Source organism: Bacillus sp. PS196, assembly GCF_037963555.1.
GTDB lineage: Bacteria > Bacillota > Bacilli > Bacillales > Bacillaceae > Bacillus > Bacillus subtilis.
The window spans coordinates 3252843-3273833 of sequence record NZ_CP150159.1 but is presented as its reverse complement, the minus strand read 5'-3'; the positions used below and the strand labels follow the sequence as shown (position 1 = coordinate 3273833).

Below are 20991 nucleotides of genomic sequence, written 5' to 3'. Positions count from 1 at the left end.
TTGACATTTAATCATTAGCCGTGCTATTCTACATTAAGAATTTCCGGACGAAAAAGACTATATATTTCTCTTATCAAGAGAGGTGGAGGGAAGTGCCCTATGAAGCCCGGCAACCATCAACACTGTTGAAATGGTGCCAATTCACACGAAGCGTTCAGCTTTGAAAGATGAGAGAAAGGCATTTTATATAAGCCTTTCTGCTCAAGTGTGCAGAAAGGCTTTTCTTTTGCAGAAAAAACCGGAAGATTTCTTAGAATAGTGTTAAGGCAGGTGATTGCTTTGATCAATCTTCAGGATGTTTCAAAAGTTTACAAGTCGAAACATGGAGATGTCAATGCTGTCCAAAATGTCTCGCTTTCCATTAAAAAAGGTGAGATTTTTGGAATTATAGGATATAGCGGAGCTGGTAAGAGTTCCTTAATCCGTCTGCTGAACGGCCTTGAGAAACCAACCTCAGGAACCGTGGAAGTGGCGGGAACCAAGATTAATGAAGTAAATGGACGCGGTTTAAGAAAAGCACGCCATGAGATCAGTATGATTTTCCAGCATTTCAATTTGCTTTGGTCGCGGACTGTCAGAGATAATATCATGTTTCCTTTGGAAATTGCCGGAGTGAAAAAGAGCGAGCGGATCAAGCGCGCCAATGAACTGATTAAACTGGTAGGTTTAGAAGGAAAAGAAAAATCTTATCCGTCTCAGCTGAGCGGCGGTCAGAAGCAGCGTGTGGGAATTGCCAGAGCGCTTGCAAACAATCCGAAGGTTCTTCTTTGTGACGAAGCGACATCAGCATTAGATCCGCAAACGACAGATTCAATTCTGGATCTATTGTCCGATATTAATGAAAGACTCGGTTTGACGATTGTGCTGATTACGCACGAAATGCATGTCATCCGCAAAATCTGCAACAGAGTCGCCGTCATGGAAAACGGCAAGGTGGTCGAAGAAGGCGAGGTTCTCGATGTCTTTAAAAATCCAAAGGAACAAATGACAAAACGATTTGTTCAACAGGTGACAGAGCCGGAAGAAACGAAAGAGACGCTTCAGCACCTTCTTGATGATACAGCATCAGGAAAAATGGTTCAGCTCACATTTGTCGGTGAGTCAGCAGAACAGCCTCTGATTACAGAGATGATCAGAAACTTCAATGTCAGCGTCAATATTCTGCAAGGGAAAATTTCGCAGACGAAGGATGGGGCTTACGGTTCACTGTTCATCCACATTGACGGGGACGAGGAAGAAGTGCAAAACGTGATCCGATTCATTAATGACAAACAGGTGAAAGCAGAGGTGATCACGAATGTTTGAAAAATACTTCCCGAACGTTGATTTAACTGAATTATGGAACGCGACATATGAAACACTTTATATGACGCTGATTTCTTTACTGTTTGCTTTTGTCATCGGGGTCATCCTCGGCTTGCTGCTCTTTCTGACGAGCAAAGGAAGCCTCTGGCAGAATAAAGCGGTCAACTCTGTGATTGCGGCCGTTGTTAACATATTCAGATCGATTCCGTTCCTTATTTTAATTATTTTACTATTAGGTTTTACGAAATTTTTAGTCGGCACGATCTTAGGGCCAAACGCCGCATTGCCGGCGCTGGTAATCGGCTCGGCACCATTTTACGCGCGCCTTGTTGAAATCGCGCTGCGTGAGGTGGATAAAGGTGTGATTGAAGCCGCTAAATCAATGGGCGCGAAAACGTCTACGATTATTTTCAAAGTGCTGATTCCGGAATCAATGCCTGCTCTTATTTCTGGCATTACGGTTACTGCCATCGCTTTGATCGGCTCAACGGCAATTGCCGGAGCCATTGGTTCAGGAGGCCTTGGAAACCTTGCGTACGTAGAAGGATATCAGTCTAATAACGCTGATGTTACCTTCGTTGCTACTGTGTTTATTTTAATCATCGTGTTTATTATTCAAATCATCGGTGATCTAATAACAAATATTATAGACAAACGATAAGGGAGGATTTACATTGAAAAAGCTATTTTTGGGTGCATTACTGCTTGTATTTGCAGGAGTTATGGCTGCCTGCGGTTCGAATAACGGCGCTGAATCCGGCAAGAAAGAAATTGTCGTTGCGGCAACGAAAACACCGCATGCGGAAATTTTAAAAGAAGCTGAACCATTGCTGAAAGAAAAAGGCTATACGCTGAAAGTGAAAGTTCTTAGTGATTATAAAATGTACAATAAAGCTTTAGCTGATAAAGAAGTGGACGCGAACTACTTCCAGCACATTCCTTACCTTGAGCAAGAAATGAAAGAAAACACAGATTACAAACTTGTGAATGCCGGCGCTGTTCACTTAGAGCCATTCGGTATTTACTCTAAAACATACAAATCACTGAAAGACCTTCCAGACGGTGCGACAATCATTCTGACAAACAACGTTGCTGAACAAGGCCGTATGCTTGCAATGCTTGAAAACGCTGGATTAATCACTCTTGATTCTAAAGTGGAAACAGTTGACGCAACATTGAAAGACATTAAGAAAAACCCGAAAAACCTTGAATTCAAAAAAGTAGCGCCTGAATTAACGGCAAAAGCATATGAAAACAAAGAAGGAGACGCGGTCTTCATCAATGTAAACTATGCGATCCAAAATAAATTAAATCCTAAAAAAGACGCAATTGAAGTAGAATCAACGAAAAACAACCCATACGCTAACATCATCGCAGTAAGAAAAGGCGAAGAAGATTCTGCAAAAATCAAAGCGCTGATGGAAGTTCTTCACTCTAAAAAGATCAAAGACTTCATCGAGAAAAAATACGACGGAGCTGTGCTTCCTGTATCTGAATAAGACTGAAACCCCGGATGAGAATTCCGGGGTTCAATTATTGACAAAGCCCTAAAACGATATTCGTTTTAGGGCTTTGTCATCTTTTCAGCGTGATTGAAAACCCTTGAAGTCTAGGAAGGCCGAGCATTGGAGCGGAGCGAATGTTGCAATTCGTGAGCACCAACGCGCAGGTCTGACAACGAATGCGAGGGTTTGCTGACACGGTGAAACCCCGGATGAGAAATCCGGGGTTTTTTTCGCGTATTTTCCTAAAAGCTGTTCATAATAAAAAGGAATGTTAAACAGATGGAGGGATTTTCTTTGAATCAAGACAGAGGAAGCATGCAGGACGCGTTAAAACAATATAAACATGGTTTAGGTACATTTGAACAAAAGATGCCGCTGATGGGAAGAAAATTTAACGAATTTACTGAACAGTGCTTTGCCGGGAATTCTCTGACTGAAAGAGAAAAACAGCTGATCGCCCTCGGAATTGCCATCAATGCTCAGGACGAATATTGCATGATCTATCATACAAAAGGCTGTCTCGATCAGGGAGCGACAGAAGAAAACATTCTCGAAGCCGTCAGTGTGGCAGCGGCATTTGGAGGCGGAGCGGCTTTCAGCCAAGGCGTGACAGTCGTTCAACAGTGCATTGAGGAATTCGGAAACACCACGCATTAAGAGAAGGAATATTCCGAAAAACCATTCTCATTTGTTCTGAAAGGATGCTTTCGTCTCATCTGCCGCTATTTCACGCCAAATCGTTTTTGCGGCATCCAACGCAGCACTGGTACAATAAAAAGCAAATATATGAAGGGATTGATTCATTATTTGCAGCAGCCAGGACAGACTGAACCTCGATTATACGTCAGAAATGGAAAAAGCGATGCAGCTGTCACACGGAATTGGATACGAGGAATATGGACGCCGGCTGGAAACAAGAATGAAAGTAGAGCGGCAGAGAGAGCTTGATTATGAAAAAAGCAAGCGGATTTCTGCGGGAGCTTATTGAGAAAATCAATCTTTTAAAAAAGGGTGGGAATCCACTCTTTTTCTTTTTCAATCGCTTTAATAAAGTGCTGATCTTTGTTAAACTTGAGGAATGTGCAAGGCACGATAAAAAGTTGTATTTACTTTTCATTTGTTATAAAATTAGAATGAGAATAAAATGAGAATAATGATTATATATTTTTGGAGGTATAGATATGGCTGCTTCAACATTAACGATCAAAGATCTTCACGTTGAAATCGAAGGGAAAGAGATCTTAAAGGGTGTAAACCTTGAAATAAAAGGTGGAGAATTCCACGCAGTAATGGGCCCGAACGGAACTGGTAAATCCACTTTATCAGCTGCTATTATGGGGCATCCTAAATATGAAGTAACAAAAGGCAGCATCACGCTTGACGGCAAAGATGTACTGGAGATGGAAGTGGACGAGCGTGCGCAGGCAGGCTTATTCCTTGCGATGCAGTACCCAAGTGAAATCAGCGGTGTGACAAATGCCGACTTCCTTCGCTCAGCAATCAACGCGCGCAGAGAAGAAGGCGATGAAATTTCTCTCATGAAATTCATCCGCAAAATGGACGAAAACATGGAGTTCCTTGAAATGGACCCCGAAATGGCTCAGCGCTATCTTAACGAAGGCTTCTCAGGCGGGGAGAAAAAACGCAACGAAATCCTTCAATTAATGATGATTGAACCGAAAATCGCCATCCTTGATGAAATTGACTCAGGTCTTGATATTGACGCTTTGAAAGTTGTATCAAAAGGGATCAACAAAATGCGCAGCGAAAACTTCGGCTGCTTGATGATCACTCACTATCAGCGCCTGTTAAACTACATCACTCCGGATGTTGTTCACGTTATGATGCAAGGCCGCGTTGTAAAATCCGGCGGTGCAGAGCTTGCACAGCGTCTTGAAGCAGAAGGTTATGACTGGATCAAACAAGAACTTGGCATTGAAGACGAAACTGTTGGCCAAGAAGCGTAAGCGTTAGGGGGATTAATATGACACTAGGTACAAAACTATCCGTAGATCAGGAGTATCTCAAAAGCTTTTCCGAAAAGCACCAAGAACCTGCCTGGCTGAAGAACCTGCGCTTACAGGCTCTTGAACAAGCTGAGGATCTGCCGATGCCGAAACCTGACAAAACAAAAATCACAAACTGGAACTTCACGAATTTCGCGAAGCATACAGTGGATAACGAACCGCTTTCTTCATTAGAAGATTTGACTGATGAAGTAAAAGCGCTGATCGACATTGAAAACGAAGATAAAACATTATACGTACAGCGTGACCAGACGCCGGCACATCTTTCTCTTTCTCAAGAATTGAAAGACAAAGGCGTCATCTTCACTGATATTCTGACTGCTGCACGCGAGCACAGCGACTTGGTGGAGAAATACTTTATGAAGGACGGCGTGAAGGTTGACGAACATAAGTTAACTGCACTTCACGCGGCTCTTGTTAACGGAGGAGCATTCCTTTATGTTCCGAAAAATGTTCAGGTGGAGACGCCGGTTCAGGCTGTTTATGTCCACGAAAGCAATGATACAGCTCTATTCAACCACGTGCTGATTGTGGCTGAAGACCACAGTTCTGTAACATATGTAGAAAACTACATCAGCACTGTAAACCCGAAAGACGCTGTCTTCAATATTATCAGTGAGGTCATCACAGGTGATAATGCCAGCGTGACATACGGTGCGGTGGATAATCTGTCAAGCGGTGTGACAACTTATGTGAACCGCCGCGGTGCTGCGCGCGGACGCGACAGCAAAATCGAGTGGGCTCTTGGCCTGATGAACGACGGCGACACGATTTCCGAAAATACAACAAACCTTTACGGTGACGGCACATACGGCGATACGAAAACGGTTGTTGTCGGAAGAGGAGAGCAGACAGAAAACTTCACAACACAAATCATCCATTTCGGTAAAGCTTCTGAAGGCTATATCTTGAAGCACGGTGTGATGAAGGATTCCGCTTCTTCTATCTTTAACGGAATCGGCAAAATCGAACATGGCGCTTCTAAAGCGAATGCGGAGCAAGAATCACGCGTGCTGATGCTTAGCGAAAAAGCACGCGGAGACGCAAACCCTATTCTTTTAATTGACGAAGACGATGTAACTGCAGGACATGCGGCATCTGTCGGCCGTGTGGACCCTATTCAGCTTTACTACCTGATGAGCCGTGGAATTCCGAAAGAAGAAGCAGAACGCTTAGTCATTTACGGATTCCTTGCACCGGTAGTAAATGAACTTCCGATTGAAGGCGTTAAGAAACAATTAGTTTCTGTTATCGAAAGGAAAGTGAAGTAATGAATATCACAGATATTCGTGAACAGTTCCCCATCCTTCATCAGCAAGTGAACGGACATGATCTCGTTTATCTCGACAGCGCGGCGACTTCTCAGAAGCCGCGTGCTGTCATTGAAACACTGGATAAGTATTATAACCAATACAATTCCAATGTTCACCGGGGCGTCCATACACTTGGAACCAGAGCGACAGATGGTTATGAAGGAGCGCGTGAAAAAGTCCGCAAGTTTATTAACGCGAAGTCAATGGCTGAGATTATTTTCACAAAAGGCACGACCACATCACTGAATATGGTGGCGTTAAGCTATGCACGCGCCAACCTGAAACCTGGTGATGAAGTGGTCATCACCTACATGGAGCATCATGCGAATATCATTCCGTGGCAGCAGGCTGTAAAAGCAACTGGCGCCACATTAAAATATATTCCGTTGCAGGAAGACGGAACGATTTCTTTAGAAGACGTCAGAGAAACGGTCACAAGCAACACAAAAATTGTTGCGGTGTCTCATGTATCTAATGTCCTCGGCACGGTCAACCCGATTAAAGAAATGGCGAAAATCGCTCATGACAATGGGGCTGTCATTGTGGTGGACGGTGCACAAAGCACGCCTCACATGAAAATTGACGTGCAGGATCTCGATTGCGACTTCTTTGCGCTTTCTTCCCATAAAATGTGCGGACCTACCGGTGTTGGTGTGCTGTACGGAAAGAAAGCCCTGCTGGAAAACATGGAGCCTGCCGAATTCGGCGGTGAAATGATCGACTTTGTCGGGCTTTATGAATCAACTTGGAAAGAGCTTCCGTGGAAATTCGAAGCGGGTACGCCGATTATTGCAGGAGCAATCGGCCTCGGTGCCGCCATTGATTTTCTCGAAGAAATCGGTCTTGATGAGATTTCCCGCCATGAGCACAAGCTTGCAGCTTATGCGCTTGAACGCTTCCGCCAGCTTGACGGCGTAACGGTTTACGGGCCGGAAGAGCGTGCCGGGCTTGTCACATTTAACCTTGATGATGTTCATCCGCACGATGTGGCGACTGTGCTTGATGCGGAGGGAATTGCAGTCAGAGCCGGCCACCATTGTGCGCAGCCGCTGATGAAATGGCTGGATGTAACTGCTACTGCAAGAGCAAGCTTTTATCTGTATAATACAGAGGAAGAGATTGATAAGCTTGTGGAAGCTCTTCAAAAGACAAAGGAGTATTTTACAAATGTCTTTTAATGCAAACTTAGATACATTGTACAGACAGGTGATTATGGATCATTACAAAAACCCGCGAAATAAAGGGGTTTTGAATGACAGCATCGTCGTGGATATGAACAATCCGACATGCGGCGACCGCATCAGACTGACAATGAAGCTTGACGGAGACATCGTGGAAGATGCGAAGTTTGAAGGGGAAGGCTGTTCTATTTCAATGGCATCCGCTTCGATGATGACTCAGGCGATTAAAGGGAAAGATATTGAAACTGCCCTTTCCATGTCTAAGATTTTCTCGGATATGATGCAAGGGAAAGAGTATGATGATTCTATAGATCTCGGGGATATTGAAGCCCTTCAAGGTGTTTCAAAATTCCCGGCCCGTATCAAATGTGCAACCCTGTCATGGAAAGCACTTGAAAAAGGAGTCGCGAAAGAAGAAGGCGGCAATTAAAAGGATTGGAGTGAAAATGGATGGCTAAAAAAATGCCTGATATTGGTGAATACAAGTATGGTTTTCACGACAAGGACGTTTCCATTTTCCGTTCAGAGCGCGGATTGACAAAAGAAATCGTAGAAGAAATTTCTCGCATGAAAGAAGAGCCTCAATGGATGCTTGACTTCCGCTTGAAATCACTTGAGCATTTCTACAACATGCCGATGCCTCAATGGGGCGGAGATTTAAACTCACTGAACTTTGACGAAATTACGTACTACGTAAAACCGTCTGAGCGTTCAGAGCGTTCTTGGGATGAAGTTCCTGAAGAAATTAAACAAACATTCGACAAGCTCGGTATTCCTGAAGCTGAACAAAAATACCTTGCGGGTGTTTCTGCTCAGTACGAATCTGAGGTTGTATACCACAACATGAAAGAAGATCTTGAAGCGCAAGGCATCGTCTTTAAAGACACTGACAGCGCGCTGAAAGAGAATGAAGATATTTTCCGTGAGCACTGGGCAAAAGTAATCCCGCCGACTGATAACAAGTTTGCGGCGCTTAACTCAGCTGTTTGGTCCGGCGGATCTTTCATCTACGTGCCTAAAGGCGTGAAGGTTGAAACACCGCTTCAAGCTTACTTCCGTATCAACTCTGAGAACATGGGTCAGTTCGAACGTACACTGATCATTGTTGACGAAGAAGCAAGTGTTCATTATGTTGAAGGCTGTACTGCGCCTGTTTACACAACAAACTCACTTCACAGTGCGGTCGTTGAGATCATCGTGAAAAAAGGCGGCTACTGCCGTTATACAACGATCCAAAACTGGGCGAACAACGTTTACAACCTTGTAACAAAGCGTACAGTCTGTGAAGAAAACGCAACAATGGAATGGATCGACGGCAACATCGGTTCTAAGCTGACAATGAAATATCCGGCTTGTATCCTAAAAGGCGAAGGCGCGCGCGGTATGACGCTTTCTATCGCTCTTGCGGGTAAAGGCCAGCATCAGGATGCAGGTGCGAAAATGATTCACCTTGCACCAAACACATCATCTACAATCGTATCAAAATCGATTTCAAAACAGGGCGGAAAAGTAACGTACCGCGGAATCGTCCACTTCGGACGCAAAGCGGAAGGCGCTCGCTCTAACATCGAGTGCGATACGCTCATTATGGATAACAAATCAACTTCAGACACAATTCCTTACAATGAAATCTTAAATGATAACATTTCATTGGAGCACGAAGCGAAAGTGTCTAAAGTATCTGAAGAGCAGCTCTTCTACTTGATGAGCCGCGGTATTTCTGAAGAAGAAGCAACTGAAATGATCGTAATGGGCTTTATCGAGCCATTCACAAAAGAGCTTCCAATGGAATACGCAGTTGAAATGAACCGTTTGATTAAGTTCGAAATGGAAGGTTCTATCGGTTAATGATGAAAACTCCTTTGTTTATCAAGGGGTTTAGAGATAGTTTTTAAAATGGCCGGCGTGCCGAATTTGATTGTAGAAGACGAACTTTTGAAGTTCGTCTTCTTTTATTTTTCAGAGACATATCCACTGTTATTTTGATGGTTTTAAGTCCTTATCGATTAGAATATTTCAGAGCTGCGCCGGATAGGTTCAGTTTCTATATCGCGCAACCATACAGTTGCTTATGCTTGACATGCAACTAATGAGTTGCTTATACTCAATATATGAATGGGAACAAAGACGCTATATTCAAAGCACTCGGCGATTCGACTCGGCGGCTTATATTAGACGAATTATCTGAACGCAACGAGCTGACGTTGTATGAACTTACGATACGTCTTATTACAAAGTACGACCTTTCTATTACGCGACAGGCGATAGCTAAACACCTTTCTGTACTGGAGGATGCAGGACTCGTAACATCAAAACGAAAGGGAAAATATCGAGTACTTATATTCAACAACGAACCACTTAAAAATTTGCTGAAAGGATGGATAGAATAATTTTATAAAATCAGAACAGGGCCTCGGGGCCTCTGATAAATGTGTGGGTTGTTTTGCTTGTAGCCAGATTGTTAGCATAGTACCATGCTTCATTCATATCGAAGGAGGGAAAAACAGTATGAAAATCGTTGTTACCAGTATATTTGTACAAGATCAAGACATGGCACTGGAGTTTTATACAGAAAAACTTGGGTTTATAAAAAAGGAAGACGTTCCTATGGGGAAATTCAGGTGGATAACGCTTGTTTCTCCAGATGATCAAGACGGAACCGAGCTTTTACTCGAACCGAATGAACATCCTGCCGCCAAGGAGTATCAAAAGAAAATATTCTCCGAAGGCCTCCCGGCCACAATGTTTGGCGTTGCAGATATTCAAAAAGAGTACAACCGATTAAAGGAAAAAGGCGTGACGTTTACGATGGAACCGACAAAAATGGGCGAAGTCACAATAGCTGTCTTCGACGACACATGCGGTAACCTTATTCAAATTGTACAGAAGTAACCGATTCAGTCGCGTCCTTTTTGTATGCAGAAGAAAAACCGCTGGCCACAGGGCCCGCGGTTTTTTACTCTTCTTCTGTCTCCTGATTGATAATTTGCTTTACAGATGATCTGCTGTTATTTTCTCTGTTCATCTCTCGCAATTGAGTATAAGCCATATCGAATTCCTCTTTTGTCATCTGCTTTGCGGCTAATGCAGAGCATAATATAGCAAAAGCAATTGGCATTGTATCAATGTGAATGTCGATATGGACCTCTGAGTTGCCGCTGTTTTTGATAACAGATTCAGTAGTGGGTATCTCTTGAGTATGTCTGTTGAGAGGAATGATGTTTTCGTTCATTAGTCTTCTCCGTCTTGTGACTGCGCCTGTGCCTGATCCTGATCTGTATTCACGCTGACCACGACTTTTGCATTACCGCTGTTTTGGACTTTTGCGACTGCCGCATCGCGTCTGTTTTCTTCATTTTCATGACGATTTTCGCTCATGGTATCATCCTTTCTCTATTGATAGTGACAGGATATTCGATAGGAGAGTAAAGAGATTGGACGAACTTCGCGGTTTTTCCACATTAGGGCAAAAGGTCGAAGGAAAGCATTCTATTTGGTAAAATGAATAGACATTATAATAGAAAAGGTGTTTGCATATGAAATCGTACATCATCGTCGGCGCAGGGATTCTGGGCGCGTCGACGGCTTATCATCTCGCAAAATCAGGCGCTCGCGTTACTGTCATTGATCGGAAAGAGCCGGGACAAGCGACTGATGCGGCGGCGGGGATCGTCTGTCCATGGCTCTCGCAACGTCGTAATCAGGATTGGTACCAGCTTGCTAAGGGGGGAGCCAGGTACTATAAGGATTTAATCCATCAATTGGAAAAAGACGGTGAAACGGATACAGGATACAAACGTGTCGGTGCCATCAGCATTCATACTGACGCGTCTAAACTCGATAAAATGGAGGAAAGGGCGTATAAGAGACGGGAGGATGCGCCGGAAATCGGCGACATTACCCGCTTGTCTGCAAGTGAAACGAAAAAGCTGTTTCCGATTTTAGCTGACGGCTATGAATCGGTTCATATCAGCGGTGCCGCCCGTGTGAACGGAAGAGCGCTGTGCCGGTCGCTTTTAAGCGCTGCAGAGAAACGCGGCGCAACGGTCATCAAAGGAAATGCGTCCTTGCTTTTTGAAAACGGAACAGTCACCGGCGTGCAAACAGATACAAAGCAGTTTGCAGCTGATGCGGTGATTGTGACGGCGGGAGCATGGGCCAATGAGATATTGAAGCCTCTTGGCATTCATTTTCAAGTGTCATTTCAAAAAGCGCAGATTATGCATTTTGAAATGACAGATACAGATACAGGATCGTGGCCGGTTGTAATGCCGCCGAGTGATCAGTACATTCTGTCGTTTGATAACGGCAGAATTGTAGCCGGCGCCACACACGAGAACGATGCCGGTCTTGATGATCTTCGTGTGACAGCCGGAGGCCAGCACGAAGTATTGAGCAAAGCGTTAGCCGTTGCACCGGGTCTTGCTGATGCGGCTGCTGTTGAAACAAGAGTGGGCTTCAGGCCGTTTACACCGGGTTTTCTGCCGGTCATAGGGGCTGTGCCGAATGTTCAAGGCCTGTACGCTGCTAACGGTTTGGGCGCTTCTGGACTGACGATGGGGCCGTTCTTAGGTGTAGAGCTCGCAAAGCTAGTTCTCGGAAAGCAGACAGAATTAGACCTTAGTCCTTATGATCCAGCCGGAGCACTTGCATAATAAGTAAGAGCATGACAAACAAATATAATAAAGCTGTTCTAGCTTTTCTTTTCTGTATGTGTTAGCATTTATCTTTAATGAAAAAGAGGACGTGAACTGATTTTGATAAAAATTGATATACCCGCACCGAATGTCACCATCACTGAACGACAGCAGTCAGCTAATGATAACGAGCCGAAGATAAAACCGATTCACGGATTCATCGACTTTCACCAGATCCCAAGGGACAAAGGCGGCATTTTTATGTTTTACAACATTCATGACGAGCTGCTGTTTGTCGGTAAAGCCAGAAAGTTAAGACAGAGAATTAAGAAGCATTTCGAAGACACTGTTTCACCGATCAAACATCACAGAGATGAAGTCTATAAAATCGAGGTATGTGTAGTTGATGATCCAATGGAAAGAGAGATTTACGAAACATATATCATCAATACACAGCACTCGAAGTACAATATAGACAAGGTATTTTTTAAATAAGACGTCAGTCTGCGGATTGAACAGCGAAGCCAGAGCTTAAGTCAAGTTCTGGCTTTTGATTTGGGCATTTTTTCGTGTATAGACCCTTTGTCTATCATTCGAATAAATTATTGAGAAATTTCAGAAAATAATATTGACAATCCTACCCGCGGACTTTAATATAACAATATATAATGTTATATAACGTTATATAATAAAAACGGGGAGTGAAGGATTTGAGTCAGGCCACAGCAAAAGTAAATCGTGAGGTTCAAGCTTTCTTGCAGGATTTGAAAGGGAAAACCATTGATCATGTATTCTTTGTCGCATGCGGAGGGTCTTCTGCCATTATGTATCCGAGTAAGTATGTGTTTGACAGAGAGTCAAAATCAATAAACTCCGACCTCTACAGCGCCAACGAATTTATTCAGCGCAACCCTGTTCAGCTTGGTGAAAAGTCTCTTGTTATTTTGTGCTCGCATTCGGGAAATACCCCGGAGACAGTCAAAGCTGCTGCGTTTGCAAGGGGCAAGGGTGCACTTACGATTGCGATGACGTTTAAACCGGAGTCTCCTTTAGCGCAGGAAGCGCAATATGTTGCCCAGTACGATTGGGGTGATGAGGCGCTTGCGATCAATACAAACTATGGCGTTTTGTATCAAATCGTTTTTGGAACCCTGCAAGTATTAGAAAACAATACGAAATTCCAACAAGCAATTGAAGGCTTAGATCAATTGCAGGCTGTATATGAAAAAGCCCTTAAGCAGGAAGCTGACAACGCCAAGCAATTTGCAAAAGCCCATGAAAAAGAAAGCATTATTTATACCATGGCAAGCGGTGCAAACTACGGTGTCGCTTACTCCTACAGCATCTGCATTCTCATGGAAATGCAATGGATTCATTCCCACGCCATTCATGCCGGAGAATATTTTCACGGACCGTTTGAAATTATTGATGAATCCGTGCCGTTTATCATCCTGCTCGGTTTAGATGAAACAAGACCTCTTGAAGAGCGGGCGCTTACCTTCTCGAAAAAGTATGGCAAAAAGCTCACTGTGCTTGATGCTGCATCTTACGACTTCACTGCAATTGACGATTCAGTTAAAGGCTATCTTGCTCCGCTCGTTCTCAATCGTGTGCTGAGAAGCTATGCAGACGAGCTGGCAGAGGCGAGAAATCATCCTTTATCTCATAGAAGATATATGTGGAAAGTTGAGTATTGATCTGAAAATGAGGAACCATTATGCATTAGACTATAATGTTATATAACATTATAGTCTAATGTCCAGAGGAGGCCAACCCTTTGAAGAAAATGTTGTTGTTCTTGATCATTGCAGCTGTCAGTATGCTCACCATCGCAGGCTGTTCGAGCCAAAGCAGTTCAGCGGACGGAAAGGTGACATTGAAATTTTTCCACAGATGGCCAAAGGAGCCGGAAAAAAGTTATTTTGAAGAGGTTGTTAAGGAATTTGAAAAAGATCACCCAGATATCGACATTCAAATTGAAGCCGTTTTAAATGACTCCTATAAAGATAAAATTAAGGTCATGCTGGGAACCACCAGCCCTCCTGACATTTACTTCTCTTGGAGCGATGAGTTTGCTTTTAAATTTATCAGAGGCAATAAAGCACTTGATCTCTCGTCCTACTACAAAAATGACACCGATTGGTCATCACAGCTCGTTCAATCGCAAATTACACCATTTACTTATGAAAACAAGCAATATGGCGTGCCGTGGCAAATGGACGCTAAATCATTCTTCTATAATAAAGACATTTTCCAAAAGATGAATCTTGATCCCCCGAAGACGTGGGATGAATTAATCGATGTGTCAAAAAAGCTGAAAGAACATGGCTACACACCGATCAGCTTCGGAACAAAGGCGACTTGGACAATCTCGCACTATATCGGCACGCTTAATCAGCGGATGGTCGATGAAAAAACGCGAGACAAGGACTATAACGCCAAAACGGGTGAATTTACTGATGAAGGCTACGTAAAAGCACTTGAAAAGCTTCAAGAGCTGATGCCTTACTTTAATAAACATGTAAACTCCGTCGACCACGAATATGTGAGACAGCAATTTAAGAGCGGAAAGTCGGCGATGATATATGCGGAAACAGCGGAAATCAAGCTGGTTGAACCGGTTAATCTCGGGATGTTCCCATTTCCTGAAATCAGCGGGCAGAAAGGATCTTCAGAAGCGTTAACGGGAGCGCCGGAAGGATTCATGATTTCCTCAAGAACAAAACATCCGAAGGAAGCAATGGAATTTTTGCAGTTCTTGACGTCGAAAAAAATGGGCGAAAAGCTCGTGAAAGATGTCGGGAAATACAGTGCAGTGCAAGGTACGGCTACTGAAGAAAATGCAACAGCTATTCAGCGTGAAGCCGTTCAGCATATTGTTGATGCCAAATCAATGGTTCCATGGTTTGATATGGATGTCGATGTTGAAGTCGCAGATGCGTACCTAACAGGCGTCCAGCAAATGCTTGGCGGCGACATGACACCGCAGCAGGTGATGAAAGCCGTTCAAAAGGCAGCAAAGCAGGTGAGGGCGTCAGCTGAATAAATCAAAGAAAAGGTGAAGCTTCGCACCTTTTCTTTTTATAAAGGAGATGAGATACCCTTGGTCAATCAGAATAAAATAATCCCCTATTTGTTTTTGGTGCCCGCTCTCGTTTTTTTACTTTTCGTTTATATCCCGATTTTTGAGAATGTATTCCTCAGCCTGTTTCAGTGGAGCTCATTTTCTCCGGAAAAAACGTTTATCGGCTTAAAAAACTATGTTGAATTATTTCATGATCCTGTCTTCTATCAGGCACTTACCAATAATGTGCTTTATGCAGTGATCTCAATTGTATGCCAGGTATTTGGAGGTTTGATTTTGGCGGCGGTGCTTGAGGATAAGCTGGTCAGAAAATGGTCGCCGTTTTTTCGTACCGTTTTCTTTTTGCCGGTTGTCATCTCAATGACGGTGATCGCGCTTTTGTTTGATTTTATTTACAATCCGGAGACAGGGCTGTTGAATCAGCTGCTTCAGGCCATCGGTCTTGATCAGCTGACGAGGGCCTGGCTCGGGGATGACAGCACAGCTATGCTTTCTGTCATTTTTGTGTCCCAGTGGCAATCTGTCGGTTATATTGCGATGCTGTACATCGTGTCGATTCAAAAAATACCGGATGAACTGTATGAAGCGGCCCGGCTTGACGGCGCGGGTAAAATTCAGCAGTTTTTTCATATTACTGTTCCCCAGACGAAAGAGATGTCTTTTGTTGCGGTGGTCATGACGCTGACCGGGGCCTTTACGGTCTTTAATGAGCCGTACATTTTGACAGGCGGCGGGCCGGGAAACGCGTCAGAAGTCTTGAGCACGTTTTTATATAAAAGCGCCTTTACAAAGGATATGATGGGCTACGCCTCAGCGATTGCCACTGTCGTGTTAATCATTACGCTTGCATTATCGCTCATGCAAATGAAGTTCTTTAAAACCGGAAAGGAGGAGTAACTGATGCTGCCTCAGAAGAAGACAGATTCGTTCAGATTGGAGCCTGTGCCTGACCAGCACATTGAGGTGAAAAGAAAGCCTAGACGAAAATGGTATATCGGAGAAACGTCTGTGTGGGTTTTTCTGTTTCTTTATCTGATTGCGATTGCCTATCCGCTTCTCTGGATGGTGATGAGCGCCTTTAAAAACTCTGACGATATTTTTGAGCACAGCTGGTCGCTGCCGTCTTCGTGGCATCCGGAAAATTTTGTTTCCGCCTGGAACCAGGGGATTTCTTCTTATTTTATGAACAGTGTCATCGTTACGGCGCTGACGTGTGTGATCACTGTCTTTATCAGTGCATGGGCAGCGTATGGCCTTTCCCGGTTTGAGTTTAAAGGAAAAGGATTCTTTTTGGTGCTATGTCTTGGCGGATTGATGCTGACGCCGCAGGTCAGTCTTGTGCCGCTTTATTCTATTATTCAGTCGCTTGGCCTGTACAATACGTATTGGGCGTTAATCCTGCCGTATGCGGCTTATCGGATCCCATTCACCATCATTTTGATCCGCTCTTATTTTCTTTCTATTTCCAAAGAATTGGAGGAGGCGGCCTATTTGGATGGGTGTACAAGTTTTGGAGTATTTTTCAGAATTTTCTTACCAATGAGCGTGCCGATTTTGGTGACATCCGGCATTTTGACAGCTTACCATACATGGAATGAGTTTATGTTTGCGATTATTTTCATAGATGATGAGAATTTGCGGACCATTCCAGCCGGGCTGATGCAGTTCAGAGACGCGCTGCAGACAGACTGGGGCGTCCTGCTGGCGGGGTTAACGATTTCAGCCGCGCCGATTATTATTCTATTTTTATTGATGCAGAAATATTTTGTCCGCGGGATTGCAAGCGGCAGTGTAAAAGGATAAAGGAGGAAGCACTATGAAATTGATTGCGGTTGGAGATAATGTTGTAGATTATTACCAGGATCAAGAAACATTCTACCCGGGAGGAAATGCCTTAAACGTTGCTGTGCTTGCCAAGCGGCTCGGGCATGAGTCTTCCTATATCGGAATCGTCGGCAATGACGAAGCCGCGGCGCATCTGTTGAACGTTCTCAAGCTGGAGCAGGTCAATGCAGATTATATCCGCCAGGCGCACGGGGAAAACGGGATGGCGATTGTCACCCTTGATGAACAGGGGGACCGTATTTTTGTCAGGTCAAATAAAGGCGGCATTCAGTCCCGGCTTCGGCTCGTGTTCCAGGAGAAAGATATAGCCTTTATCAGCGGACATGATCTGTTGCATACGAGCGTGTACAGCAGGCTTGAGAACGATCTTCCGAAGCTGTGCGGGCTTGTCCCGGTCTCATTTGATTTTTCAACCAATCGGGAGGATGATTATTTGAGGAGGGTCTGTCCTTATGTGACGTATGCGTTTTTTTCAGGAAGCGATTTGAGTGAGTCGGAATGCGGTGAGCTTGCCAAAACAGCTCATGGATACGGAGCCAAAATGGTTTGTATGACCCGAGGGGGCCAAGGAGCAATCCTGTCTGCGGGTGATCGAGTCTATCATCAGCCGATTGTGGAAGCTGATATAATAGATACACTTGGGGCGGGAGATTCTTTTATAGCAGGCTTTTTGACTGCCTTTTGCGTGAAGCAGGATATAACGTACGCTTTGCGCCAGGCTGCTGAAACGGCTGCGAAAACATGCGGTGTGTACGGAGCTTTCGGCTATGGCTATCCTTATCGCTTGGAGGACGGGGGAAGCAGTGAAAAAACGAGAATACTATAAGCAGTGTCTCGTTTTTTATGCCTGTTATGTGTAGGGGCTGTTGATGGTAAAAGTGACACGGTTTGTGTGCATCAAAAACAATGAGCAATAGATTGGCTGGTCGTTTGATGTAAAAGCCGTTTTATCAATTTCAAACAGCGCATCCCCGATATCACAATCCAGGTATTTGCTTTCCTCCTGTTGGGCATATACAACGTTTAATAGCTTCGTATTGTGCGTGGGTACAACTTTGTATTGCTGTTTCAAAATATCATGCATGGATACGCCGTCAGCAATAAAGGTATCAATGCCGGGAAACAAATCAAGCGGATAATGCGTCACTTCAAAGGTGAGAGGCTGATCATCATTATATAAAATCCGTTTTAATTCAACGACAGGGCTCTCGGGATGGATTTGAAGCTTTTCGGCGATGGGTTTTGTCGCTGGAATGATGTCATGGGACAGCACATGATGCTTCGGTTTTTTGCCGGTGGATTCCATAAATTCCGAGTAGCCGTTTACAGCGATCAGCTCTCGTTTTAATTTAGGGCTTTTAACGAACGTTCCCTTTCCCTGCTGCCTGATCAGATAGCCTTCTTCGACTAAATCGAGAATGGCTTTCCTGACGGTGATGCGGCTGACGTTATACTTGCTGCAAAGCTCGTTTTCGGTAGGCAGCTTGGCAGTTGGGGAATACACGCCCTTTTTGATGTCATCAGTGATGATTTGTTTTAGCTGAATGTATAAAGGTGTAGAACTTCCGTTGTTTAACAAAGGGTAGCCTCCTTTTAACCTATTATTTATATTATAATGTATTATGACGTTATAATACAAATTTACATTTTTTATTTTAGAGATATAGCAAAAATGGGAATCGATTACTCTAAAAATAACAGAAAGACCAAGTTGTTTCCAGTGACGAAATAACGGGTCAAAAGATAGGGGGACTTTTCTGATGGCTTCATTAACATTTGAACACGTCAAAAAATCATATCACTCACAATTAACCGTGAAGGACTTTGATTTAGATGTAAAGGATAAGGAGCTTTTGGTGCTGGTGGGGCCGTCAGGATGCGGAAAATCAACAACGCTGCGGATGGTGGCTGGATTAGAAAGCATTTCTGAAGGAAATCTTCTTATTGATGGGGAGCGGGTCAATGATCTTCCGCCGAAAGAACGTGATATTGCGATGGTATTCCAAAACTATGCGCTTTATCCGCATATGACGGTTTTTGATAATATGGCGTTTGGATTAAAGCTCAGAAAGATGGCGAAACAGGAAATTGCCGAGCGGGTTCATGCGGCAGCCAGAATTTTAGAAATTGAACATTTGCTGAAGAGAAAACCGAAGGCGCTCTCCGGCGGGCAGCGGCAAAGGGTGGCGCTTGGCAGGTCGATTGTGAGGGAGCCGAAGGTCTTTTTAATGGACGAGCCGCTTTCTAATCTGGATGCAAAACTAAGAGTGACGATGCGGACAGAAATCAGCAAGCTGCACCAGCGATTAGAGGCAACGATCATTTATGTCACGCATGACCAGACCGAAGCAATGACAATGGGAGATCGGATTGTCGTCATGAATGAAGGGGAAATTCAGCAAGTGGCGAAACCTCATGACATTTATCATTACCCGGCCAATTTGTTTGTCGCAGGCTTCATTGGCTCTCCCGGAATGAACTTTTTGAAAGGCATCATAGAACAGCAGCATGGCGAGCTGTTTTTCACAAATTCTTCGATCCGGCTTCATATTCCTGAAGAAAAAGCAAAGCGGCTGAAGGAAAAGGGATATGCCGGAGAACAGATGATTGCCGGTGTACGGCCGGAGCACATCACACAAATGACAGGAAATGACCAGTTGTTTGATTCAGTGTTTCAAGCGAAGGTGGAAGTGAATGAAAATTTGGGCTCGGAGCTCATAGTGCATGTCATGGCTGGGGATGAGCGGCTCAAGGTCCGTCTGGACGGAAACACGCGAATCGATGCAGGCGATTTAATCCAGCTCTCAGTGAAAATGGACCACGTCGTCTTTTTCGATGTGGAAACGGAAGAGGCTGTGTATTAGAAAAAGGTGCTCCTCAAAAGGAGCACCTTTTTCTTACGGCCAAATCTCATCCGCCCATTCAGGGTGGTCGATAAATGGATTGCGGTTGTGCTGATATTTTTCATAAATGATTTCATTTCTTTTCCGCTCGCGGTCGTCAACCGGATCCTGCTTATTCCATTCGAGCAGGACAGATTGTTTGCCATGATAAGGAGCTGAGCCGTTGCCTGTCTTATCATTAAGCTCAAGATCAGGATAGCCGTCATCACCCTCGTAACGGACAGCCATGTAAAACAGCATGCGGGCAACATCGCCTTTCACATCATCGCGGGGCTCCCATGAATCGCCGTCATAATAATTTCCGGGTGCCTTCGCATATTCAGTGCCGCCATTGTCAAAATCCATATTTCCTCTGGCGCTGTTAACTTGAACATCAGCCGGGCGCAAATGATGAATATCAGTACCAGGTCCCTTGCTCGTACCAAAATCGCCATGGGATTTCGCCCAGACATGCTCGCGGTTCCAATCGCCGACATTGCCGCCGTTCAGGTTTTTGGAACGCGATTCATTCGTATAGAGCAGGATGACGTTATTCGGATTTCTTGGGTCTTCATCCGTTTCTTTCAGCGCGTTCCACACTTCGCTGTAGGACAGCATCGTGTGTCCGCTGATAATACGGTGCAGGGTGCTTTTTAGCGAGTCTCCTGTTTTACCTTCAGCCCCTTCATAATAGGTATCTGTATCAGCATAGGGTGCAGCGGGGGCGGCTAATGAGAGAAGGCTTCCCGTTCCTGAAGGGGAAGACGCCAATCGGTCATTAAGGCTTAATGTGGTTTGCGCGCTTGCTGAAGCTGCTGGCGCAAGCCATCCGGAAATCAGTAATACACAGACGAGCGGCAGAAACCATGCTTTTTTTGTCATCACTTGCCCTCCTTTTATCAGATCATGTCTATTATCTAAAATTGAAATAAAGGATAGAAGTGTCATTTTGTATATTTTTCATTAAAATTGTAAATTAGTCCCTTTGGAGGAGGCGGAAATCTCCTGTTTCCATATCTTTAGGTCCTGTTTTTGCGGGCTGCCGGCATTTCTGTTTTCATCCGTTCCGCGAACATCGCCTCTCCAGCTTAGCTTGTTCATATGAAAGGCATTTTGACCCTCTCTTTCGCTCTTGCTGGCTCTCTTCCTTACCGTGTTTTCTTTTGACCTTTACATCAAAATAGTTGTGACATGTAGGGTGTATCTGGTTG

At 44.3% G+C, this 20991-nt stretch carries 25 protein-coding genes and 1 riboswitch; of the genes, 20 read left to right on the top strand and 5 right to left on the bottom strand.

Features of this window, described 5'->3' with window-relative positions; translation table 11 throughout:
- Window positions 1-67: 67 nt before the first annotated feature.
- Window positions 68-174: riboswitch (SAM riboswitch) on the top strand.
- A 105-nt stretch (window positions 175-279) separates the two neighbouring features.
- From metN to glxB, 12 genes are all read left to right on the top strand, one after another.
- Window positions 280-1305: a methionine ABC transporter ATP-binding protein MetN gene (metN, locus tag NST79_RS17080; RefSeq protein ID WP_003242531.1), complete on the top strand. Its 1026-nt coding sequence runs from the start codon at window positions 280-282 to the stop codon at window positions 1303-1305.
- The gene (gene metP, locus NST79_RS17075; RefSeq protein ID WP_003228593.1) at window positions 1298-1966 is read left to right on the top strand and encodes a methionine ABC transporter permease MetP; all 669 of its coding nucleotides are present in this window, start codon (window positions 1298-1300) and stop codon (window positions 1964-1966) included. The genes metN and metP overlap by 8 nt, the downstream gene beginning before the upstream one ends.
- A 13-nt stretch (window positions 1967-1979) precedes the next feature.
- Window positions 1980-2804: a methionine ABC transporter substrate-binding lipoprotein MetQ gene (gene metQ / locus NST79_RS17070; protein ID WP_003228595.1), complete on the top strand. Its 825-nt coding sequence runs from the start codon at window positions 1980-1982 to the stop codon at window positions 2802-2804.
- Between the two features lie 285 nt (window positions 2805-3089).
- Window positions 3090-3467 (top strand): carboxymuconolactone decarboxylase family protein, encoded by a 378-nt coding sequence (locus tag NST79_RS17065; RefSeq protein ID WP_014477920.1) that lies wholly within the window; start codon window positions 3090-3092, stop codon window positions 3465-3467.
- Between the two features lie 193 nt (window positions 3468-3660).
- On the top strand, window positions 3661-3798 hold the full coding sequence (locus NST79_RS17060; RefSeq protein WP_003228600.1) for a hypothetical protein: 138 nt from the start codon (window positions 3661-3663) through the stop codon (window positions 3796-3798).
- 193 nt (window positions 3799-3991) lie between these two features.
- On the top strand, window positions 3992-4777 hold the full coding sequence (gene sufC, locus NST79_RS17055) for a Fe-S cluster assembly ATPase SufC (RefSeq protein ID WP_003151872.1): 786 nt from the start codon (window positions 3992-3994) through the stop codon (window positions 4775-4777).
- Window positions 4778-4794: 17 nt separating this feature from the next.
- Window positions 4795-6108: a Fe-S cluster assembly protein SufD gene (sufD, locus tag NST79_RS17050; protein ID WP_003228602.1), complete on the top strand. Its 1314-nt coding sequence runs from the start codon at window positions 4795-4797 to the stop codon at window positions 6106-6108.
- Window positions 6108-7328 carry a cysteine desulfurase SufS gene (gene sufS / locus NST79_RS17045; protein ID WP_003228604.1) on the top strand — a complete coding sequence of 407 codons (1221 nt, stop codon included), beginning with the start codon at window positions 6108-6110 and terminating at the stop codon, window positions 7326-7328. Before sufD ends, sufS begins: the two co-directional genes overlap by 1 nt.
- Window positions 7318-7761 carry a Fe-S cluster assembly sulfur transfer protein SufU gene (sufU, locus tag NST79_RS17040; RefSeq protein ID WP_003222809.1) on the top strand — a complete coding sequence of 148 codons (444 nt, stop codon included), beginning with the start codon at window positions 7318-7320 and terminating at the stop codon, window positions 7759-7761. The genes sufS and sufU overlap by 11 nt, the downstream gene beginning before the upstream one ends.
- A 20-nt stretch (window positions 7762-7781) precedes the next feature.
- Entirely contained in the window at window positions 7782-9179 is a 1398-nt protein-coding gene (gene sufB, locus NST79_RS17035; RefSeq protein ID WP_003228608.1) for a Fe-S cluster assembly protein SufB, read from the top strand.
- A gap of 263 nt (window positions 9180-9442) precedes the next feature.
- Entirely contained in the window at window positions 9443-9721 is a 279-nt protein-coding gene (locus NST79_RS17030; RefSeq protein WP_009968126.1) for a metalloregulator ArsR/SmtB family transcription factor, read from the top strand.
- A gap of 118 nt (window positions 9722-9839) precedes the next feature.
- Window positions 9840-10223 carry a methylglyoxalase gene (glxB, locus tag NST79_RS17025; protein WP_029318442.1) on the top strand — a complete coding sequence of 128 codons (384 nt, stop codon included), beginning with the start codon at window positions 9840-9842 and terminating at the stop codon, window positions 10221-10223.
- A 64-nt stretch (window positions 10224-10287) separates the two neighbouring features.
- On the opposite strand, the gene NST79_RS17020 is transcribed toward glxB, so the two are convergent.
- Both NST79_RS17020 and sspG read right to left on the bottom strand, forming a co-directional pair.
- Window positions 10288-10563 (bottom strand): hypothetical protein, encoded by a 276-nt coding sequence (locus tag NST79_RS17020; RefSeq protein WP_003243521.1) that lies wholly within the window; start codon window positions 10561-10563, stop codon window positions 10288-10290.
- Window positions 10563-10709, bottom strand: coding sequence for an acid-soluble spore protein SspG (gene sspG, locus NST79_RS17015; RefSeq protein ID WP_003228613.1), 147 nt, complete (start codon window positions 10707-10709; stop codon window positions 10563-10565). The genes NST79_RS17020 and sspG overlap by 1 nt, the downstream gene beginning before the upstream one ends.
- A gap of 158 nt (window positions 10710-10867) precedes the next feature.
- Here sspG and NST79_RS17010 point away from each other — a divergent pair, with 158 nt between their 5' ends.
- From NST79_RS17010 to frlD, 7 genes are all read left to right on the top strand, one after another.
- On the top strand, window positions 10868-11986 hold the full coding sequence (locus NST79_RS17010; RefSeq protein WP_212060786.1) for an FAD-binding oxidoreductase: 1119 nt from the start codon (window positions 10868-10870) through the stop codon (window positions 11984-11986).
- 102 nt (window positions 11987-12088) lie between these two features.
- Window positions 12089-12463: a nucleotide excision repair endonuclease gene (locus tag NST79_RS17005; protein ID WP_003228617.1), complete on the top strand. Its 375-nt coding sequence runs from the start codon at window positions 12089-12091 to the stop codon at window positions 12461-12463.
- A gap of 215 nt (window positions 12464-12678) precedes the next feature.
- The gene (frlB, locus tag NST79_RS17000; RefSeq protein ID WP_015251278.1) at window positions 12679-13665 is read left to right on the top strand and encodes a fructosamine deglycase FrlB; all 987 of its coding nucleotides are present in this window, start codon (window positions 12679-12681) and stop codon (window positions 13663-13665) included.
- A gap of 80 nt (window positions 13666-13745) precedes the next feature.
- Window positions 13746-15014, top strand: coding sequence for an ABC transporter substrate-binding protein (locus tag NST79_RS16995; RefSeq protein WP_041850561.1), 1269 nt, complete (start codon window positions 13746-13748; stop codon window positions 15012-15014).
- A gap of 57 nt (window positions 15015-15071) precedes the next feature.
- Window positions 15072-15950 carry a sugar ABC transporter permease gene (locus NST79_RS16990; protein ID WP_014477910.1) on the top strand — a complete coding sequence of 293 codons (879 nt, stop codon included), beginning with the start codon at window positions 15072-15074 and terminating at the stop codon, window positions 15948-15950.
- A gap of 3 nt (window positions 15951-15953) precedes the next feature.
- On the top strand, window positions 15954-16856 hold the full coding sequence (locus NST79_RS16985) for a carbohydrate ABC transporter permease (protein WP_014477909.1): 903 nt from the start codon (window positions 15954-15956) through the stop codon (window positions 16854-16856).
- A gap of 13 nt (window positions 16857-16869) precedes the next feature.
- Window positions 16870-17724 carry a fructosamine kinase FrlD gene (frlD, locus tag NST79_RS16980; protein ID WP_088326899.1) on the top strand — a complete coding sequence of 285 codons (855 nt, stop codon included), beginning with the start codon at window positions 16870-16872 and terminating at the stop codon, window positions 17722-17724.
- 24 nt (window positions 17725-17748) lie between these two features.
- On the opposite strand, the gene frlR is transcribed toward frlD, so the two are convergent.
- On the bottom strand, window positions 17749-18477 hold the full coding sequence (gene frlR / locus NST79_RS16975) for a transcriptional regulator FrlR (RefSeq protein ID WP_024572487.1): 729 nt from the start codon (window positions 18475-18477) through the stop codon (window positions 17749-17751).
- Window positions 18478-18658: 181 nt separating this feature from the next.
- Between frlR and ugpC the strand changes: the two genes are divergently transcribed.
- Window positions 18659-19762: a sn-glycerol-3-phosphate ABC transporter ATP-binding protein UgpC gene (gene ugpC / locus NST79_RS16970; RefSeq protein ID WP_064671609.1), complete on the top strand. Its 1104-nt coding sequence runs from the start codon at window positions 18659-18661 to the stop codon at window positions 19760-19762.
- Between the two features lie 33 nt (window positions 19763-19795).
- On the opposite strand, the gene NST79_RS16965 is transcribed toward ugpC, so the two are convergent.
- On the bottom strand, window positions 19796-20662 hold the full coding sequence (locus NST79_RS16965; RefSeq protein ID WP_009968119.1) for an endonuclease I family protein: 867 nt from the start codon (window positions 20660-20662) through the stop codon (window positions 19796-19798).
- Window positions 20663-20743: 81 nt separating this feature from the next.
- Window positions 20744-20881 (bottom strand): hypothetical protein, encoded by a 138-nt coding sequence (locus tag NST79_RS16960; protein ID WP_003228634.1) that lies wholly within the window; start codon window positions 20879-20881, stop codon window positions 20744-20746.
- Window positions 20882-20991: the final 110 nt, after the last annotated feature.

Bases quoted from the DNA above. Each gene is read 5' to 3' on its own strand.
- sufC (WP_003151872.1), top strand. From the start codon at position 3,992: ATGGCTGCTTCAACATTAACGATCAAAGATCTTCACGTTGAAATCGAA.
- NST79_RS17010 (WP_212060786.1), top strand. From the start codon at position 10,868: ATGAAATCGTACATCATCGTCGGCGCAGGGATTCTGGGCGCGTCGACG.
- glxB (WP_029318442.1), top strand. From the start codon at position 9,840: ATGAAAATCGTTGTTACCAGTATATTTGTACAAGATCAAGACATGGCA.
- sufU (WP_003222809.1), top strand. From the start codon at position 7,318: ATGTCTTTTAATGCAAACTTAGATACATTGTACAGACAGGTGATTATG.
- NST79_RS17060 (WP_003228600.1), top strand. From the start codon at position 3,661: ATGGAAAAAGCGATGCAGCTGTCACACGGAATTGGATACGAGGAATAT.
- ugpC (WP_064671609.1), top strand. From the start codon at position 18,659: ATGGCTTCATTAACATTTGAACACGTCAAAAAATCATATCACTCACAA.
- NST79_RS17020 (WP_003243521.1), bottom strand. From the start codon at position 10,563: ATGAACGAAAACATCATTCCTCTCAACAGACATACTCAAGAGATACCC.
- sspG (WP_003228613.1), bottom strand. From the start codon at position 10,709: ATGAGCGAAAATCGTCATGAAAATGAAGAAAACAGACGCGATGCGGCA.
- sufD (WP_003228602.1), top strand. From the start codon at position 4,795: ATGACACTAGGTACAAAACTATCCGTAGATCAGGAGTATCTCAAAAGC.
- sufB (WP_003228608.1), top strand. From the start codon at position 7,782: ATGGCTAAAAAAATGCCTGATATTGGTGAATACAAGTATGGTTTTCAC.
- NST79_RS16985 (WP_014477909.1), top strand. From the start codon at position 15,954: ATGCTGCCTCAGAAGAAGACAGATTCGTTCAGATTGGAGCCTGTGCCT.
- NST79_RS17065 (WP_014477920.1), top strand. From the start codon at position 3,090: ATGGAGGGATTTTCTTTGAATCAAGACAGAGGAAGCATGCAGGACGCG.
- frlD (WP_088326899.1), top strand. From the start codon at position 16,870: ATGAAATTGATTGCGGTTGGAGATAATGTTGTAGATTATTACCAGGAT.
- metP (WP_003228593.1), top strand. From the start codon at position 1,298: ATGTTTGAAAAATACTTCCCGAACGTTGATTTAACTGAATTATGGAAC.
- sufS (WP_003228604.1), top strand. From the start codon at position 6,108: ATGAATATCACAGATATTCGTGAACAGTTCCCCATCCTTCATCAGCAA.
- NST79_RS16960 (WP_003228634.1), bottom strand. From the start codon at position 20,881: ATGAACAAGCTAAGCTGGAGAGGCGATGTTCGCGGAACGGATGAAAAC.
- NST79_RS16965 (WP_009968119.1), bottom strand. From the start codon at position 20,662: ATGACAAAAAAAGCATGGTTTCTGCCGCTCGTCTGTGTATTACTGATT.
- NST79_RS17030 (WP_009968126.1), top strand. From the start codon at position 9,443: ATGAATGGGAACAAAGACGCTATATTCAAAGCACTCGGCGATTCGACT.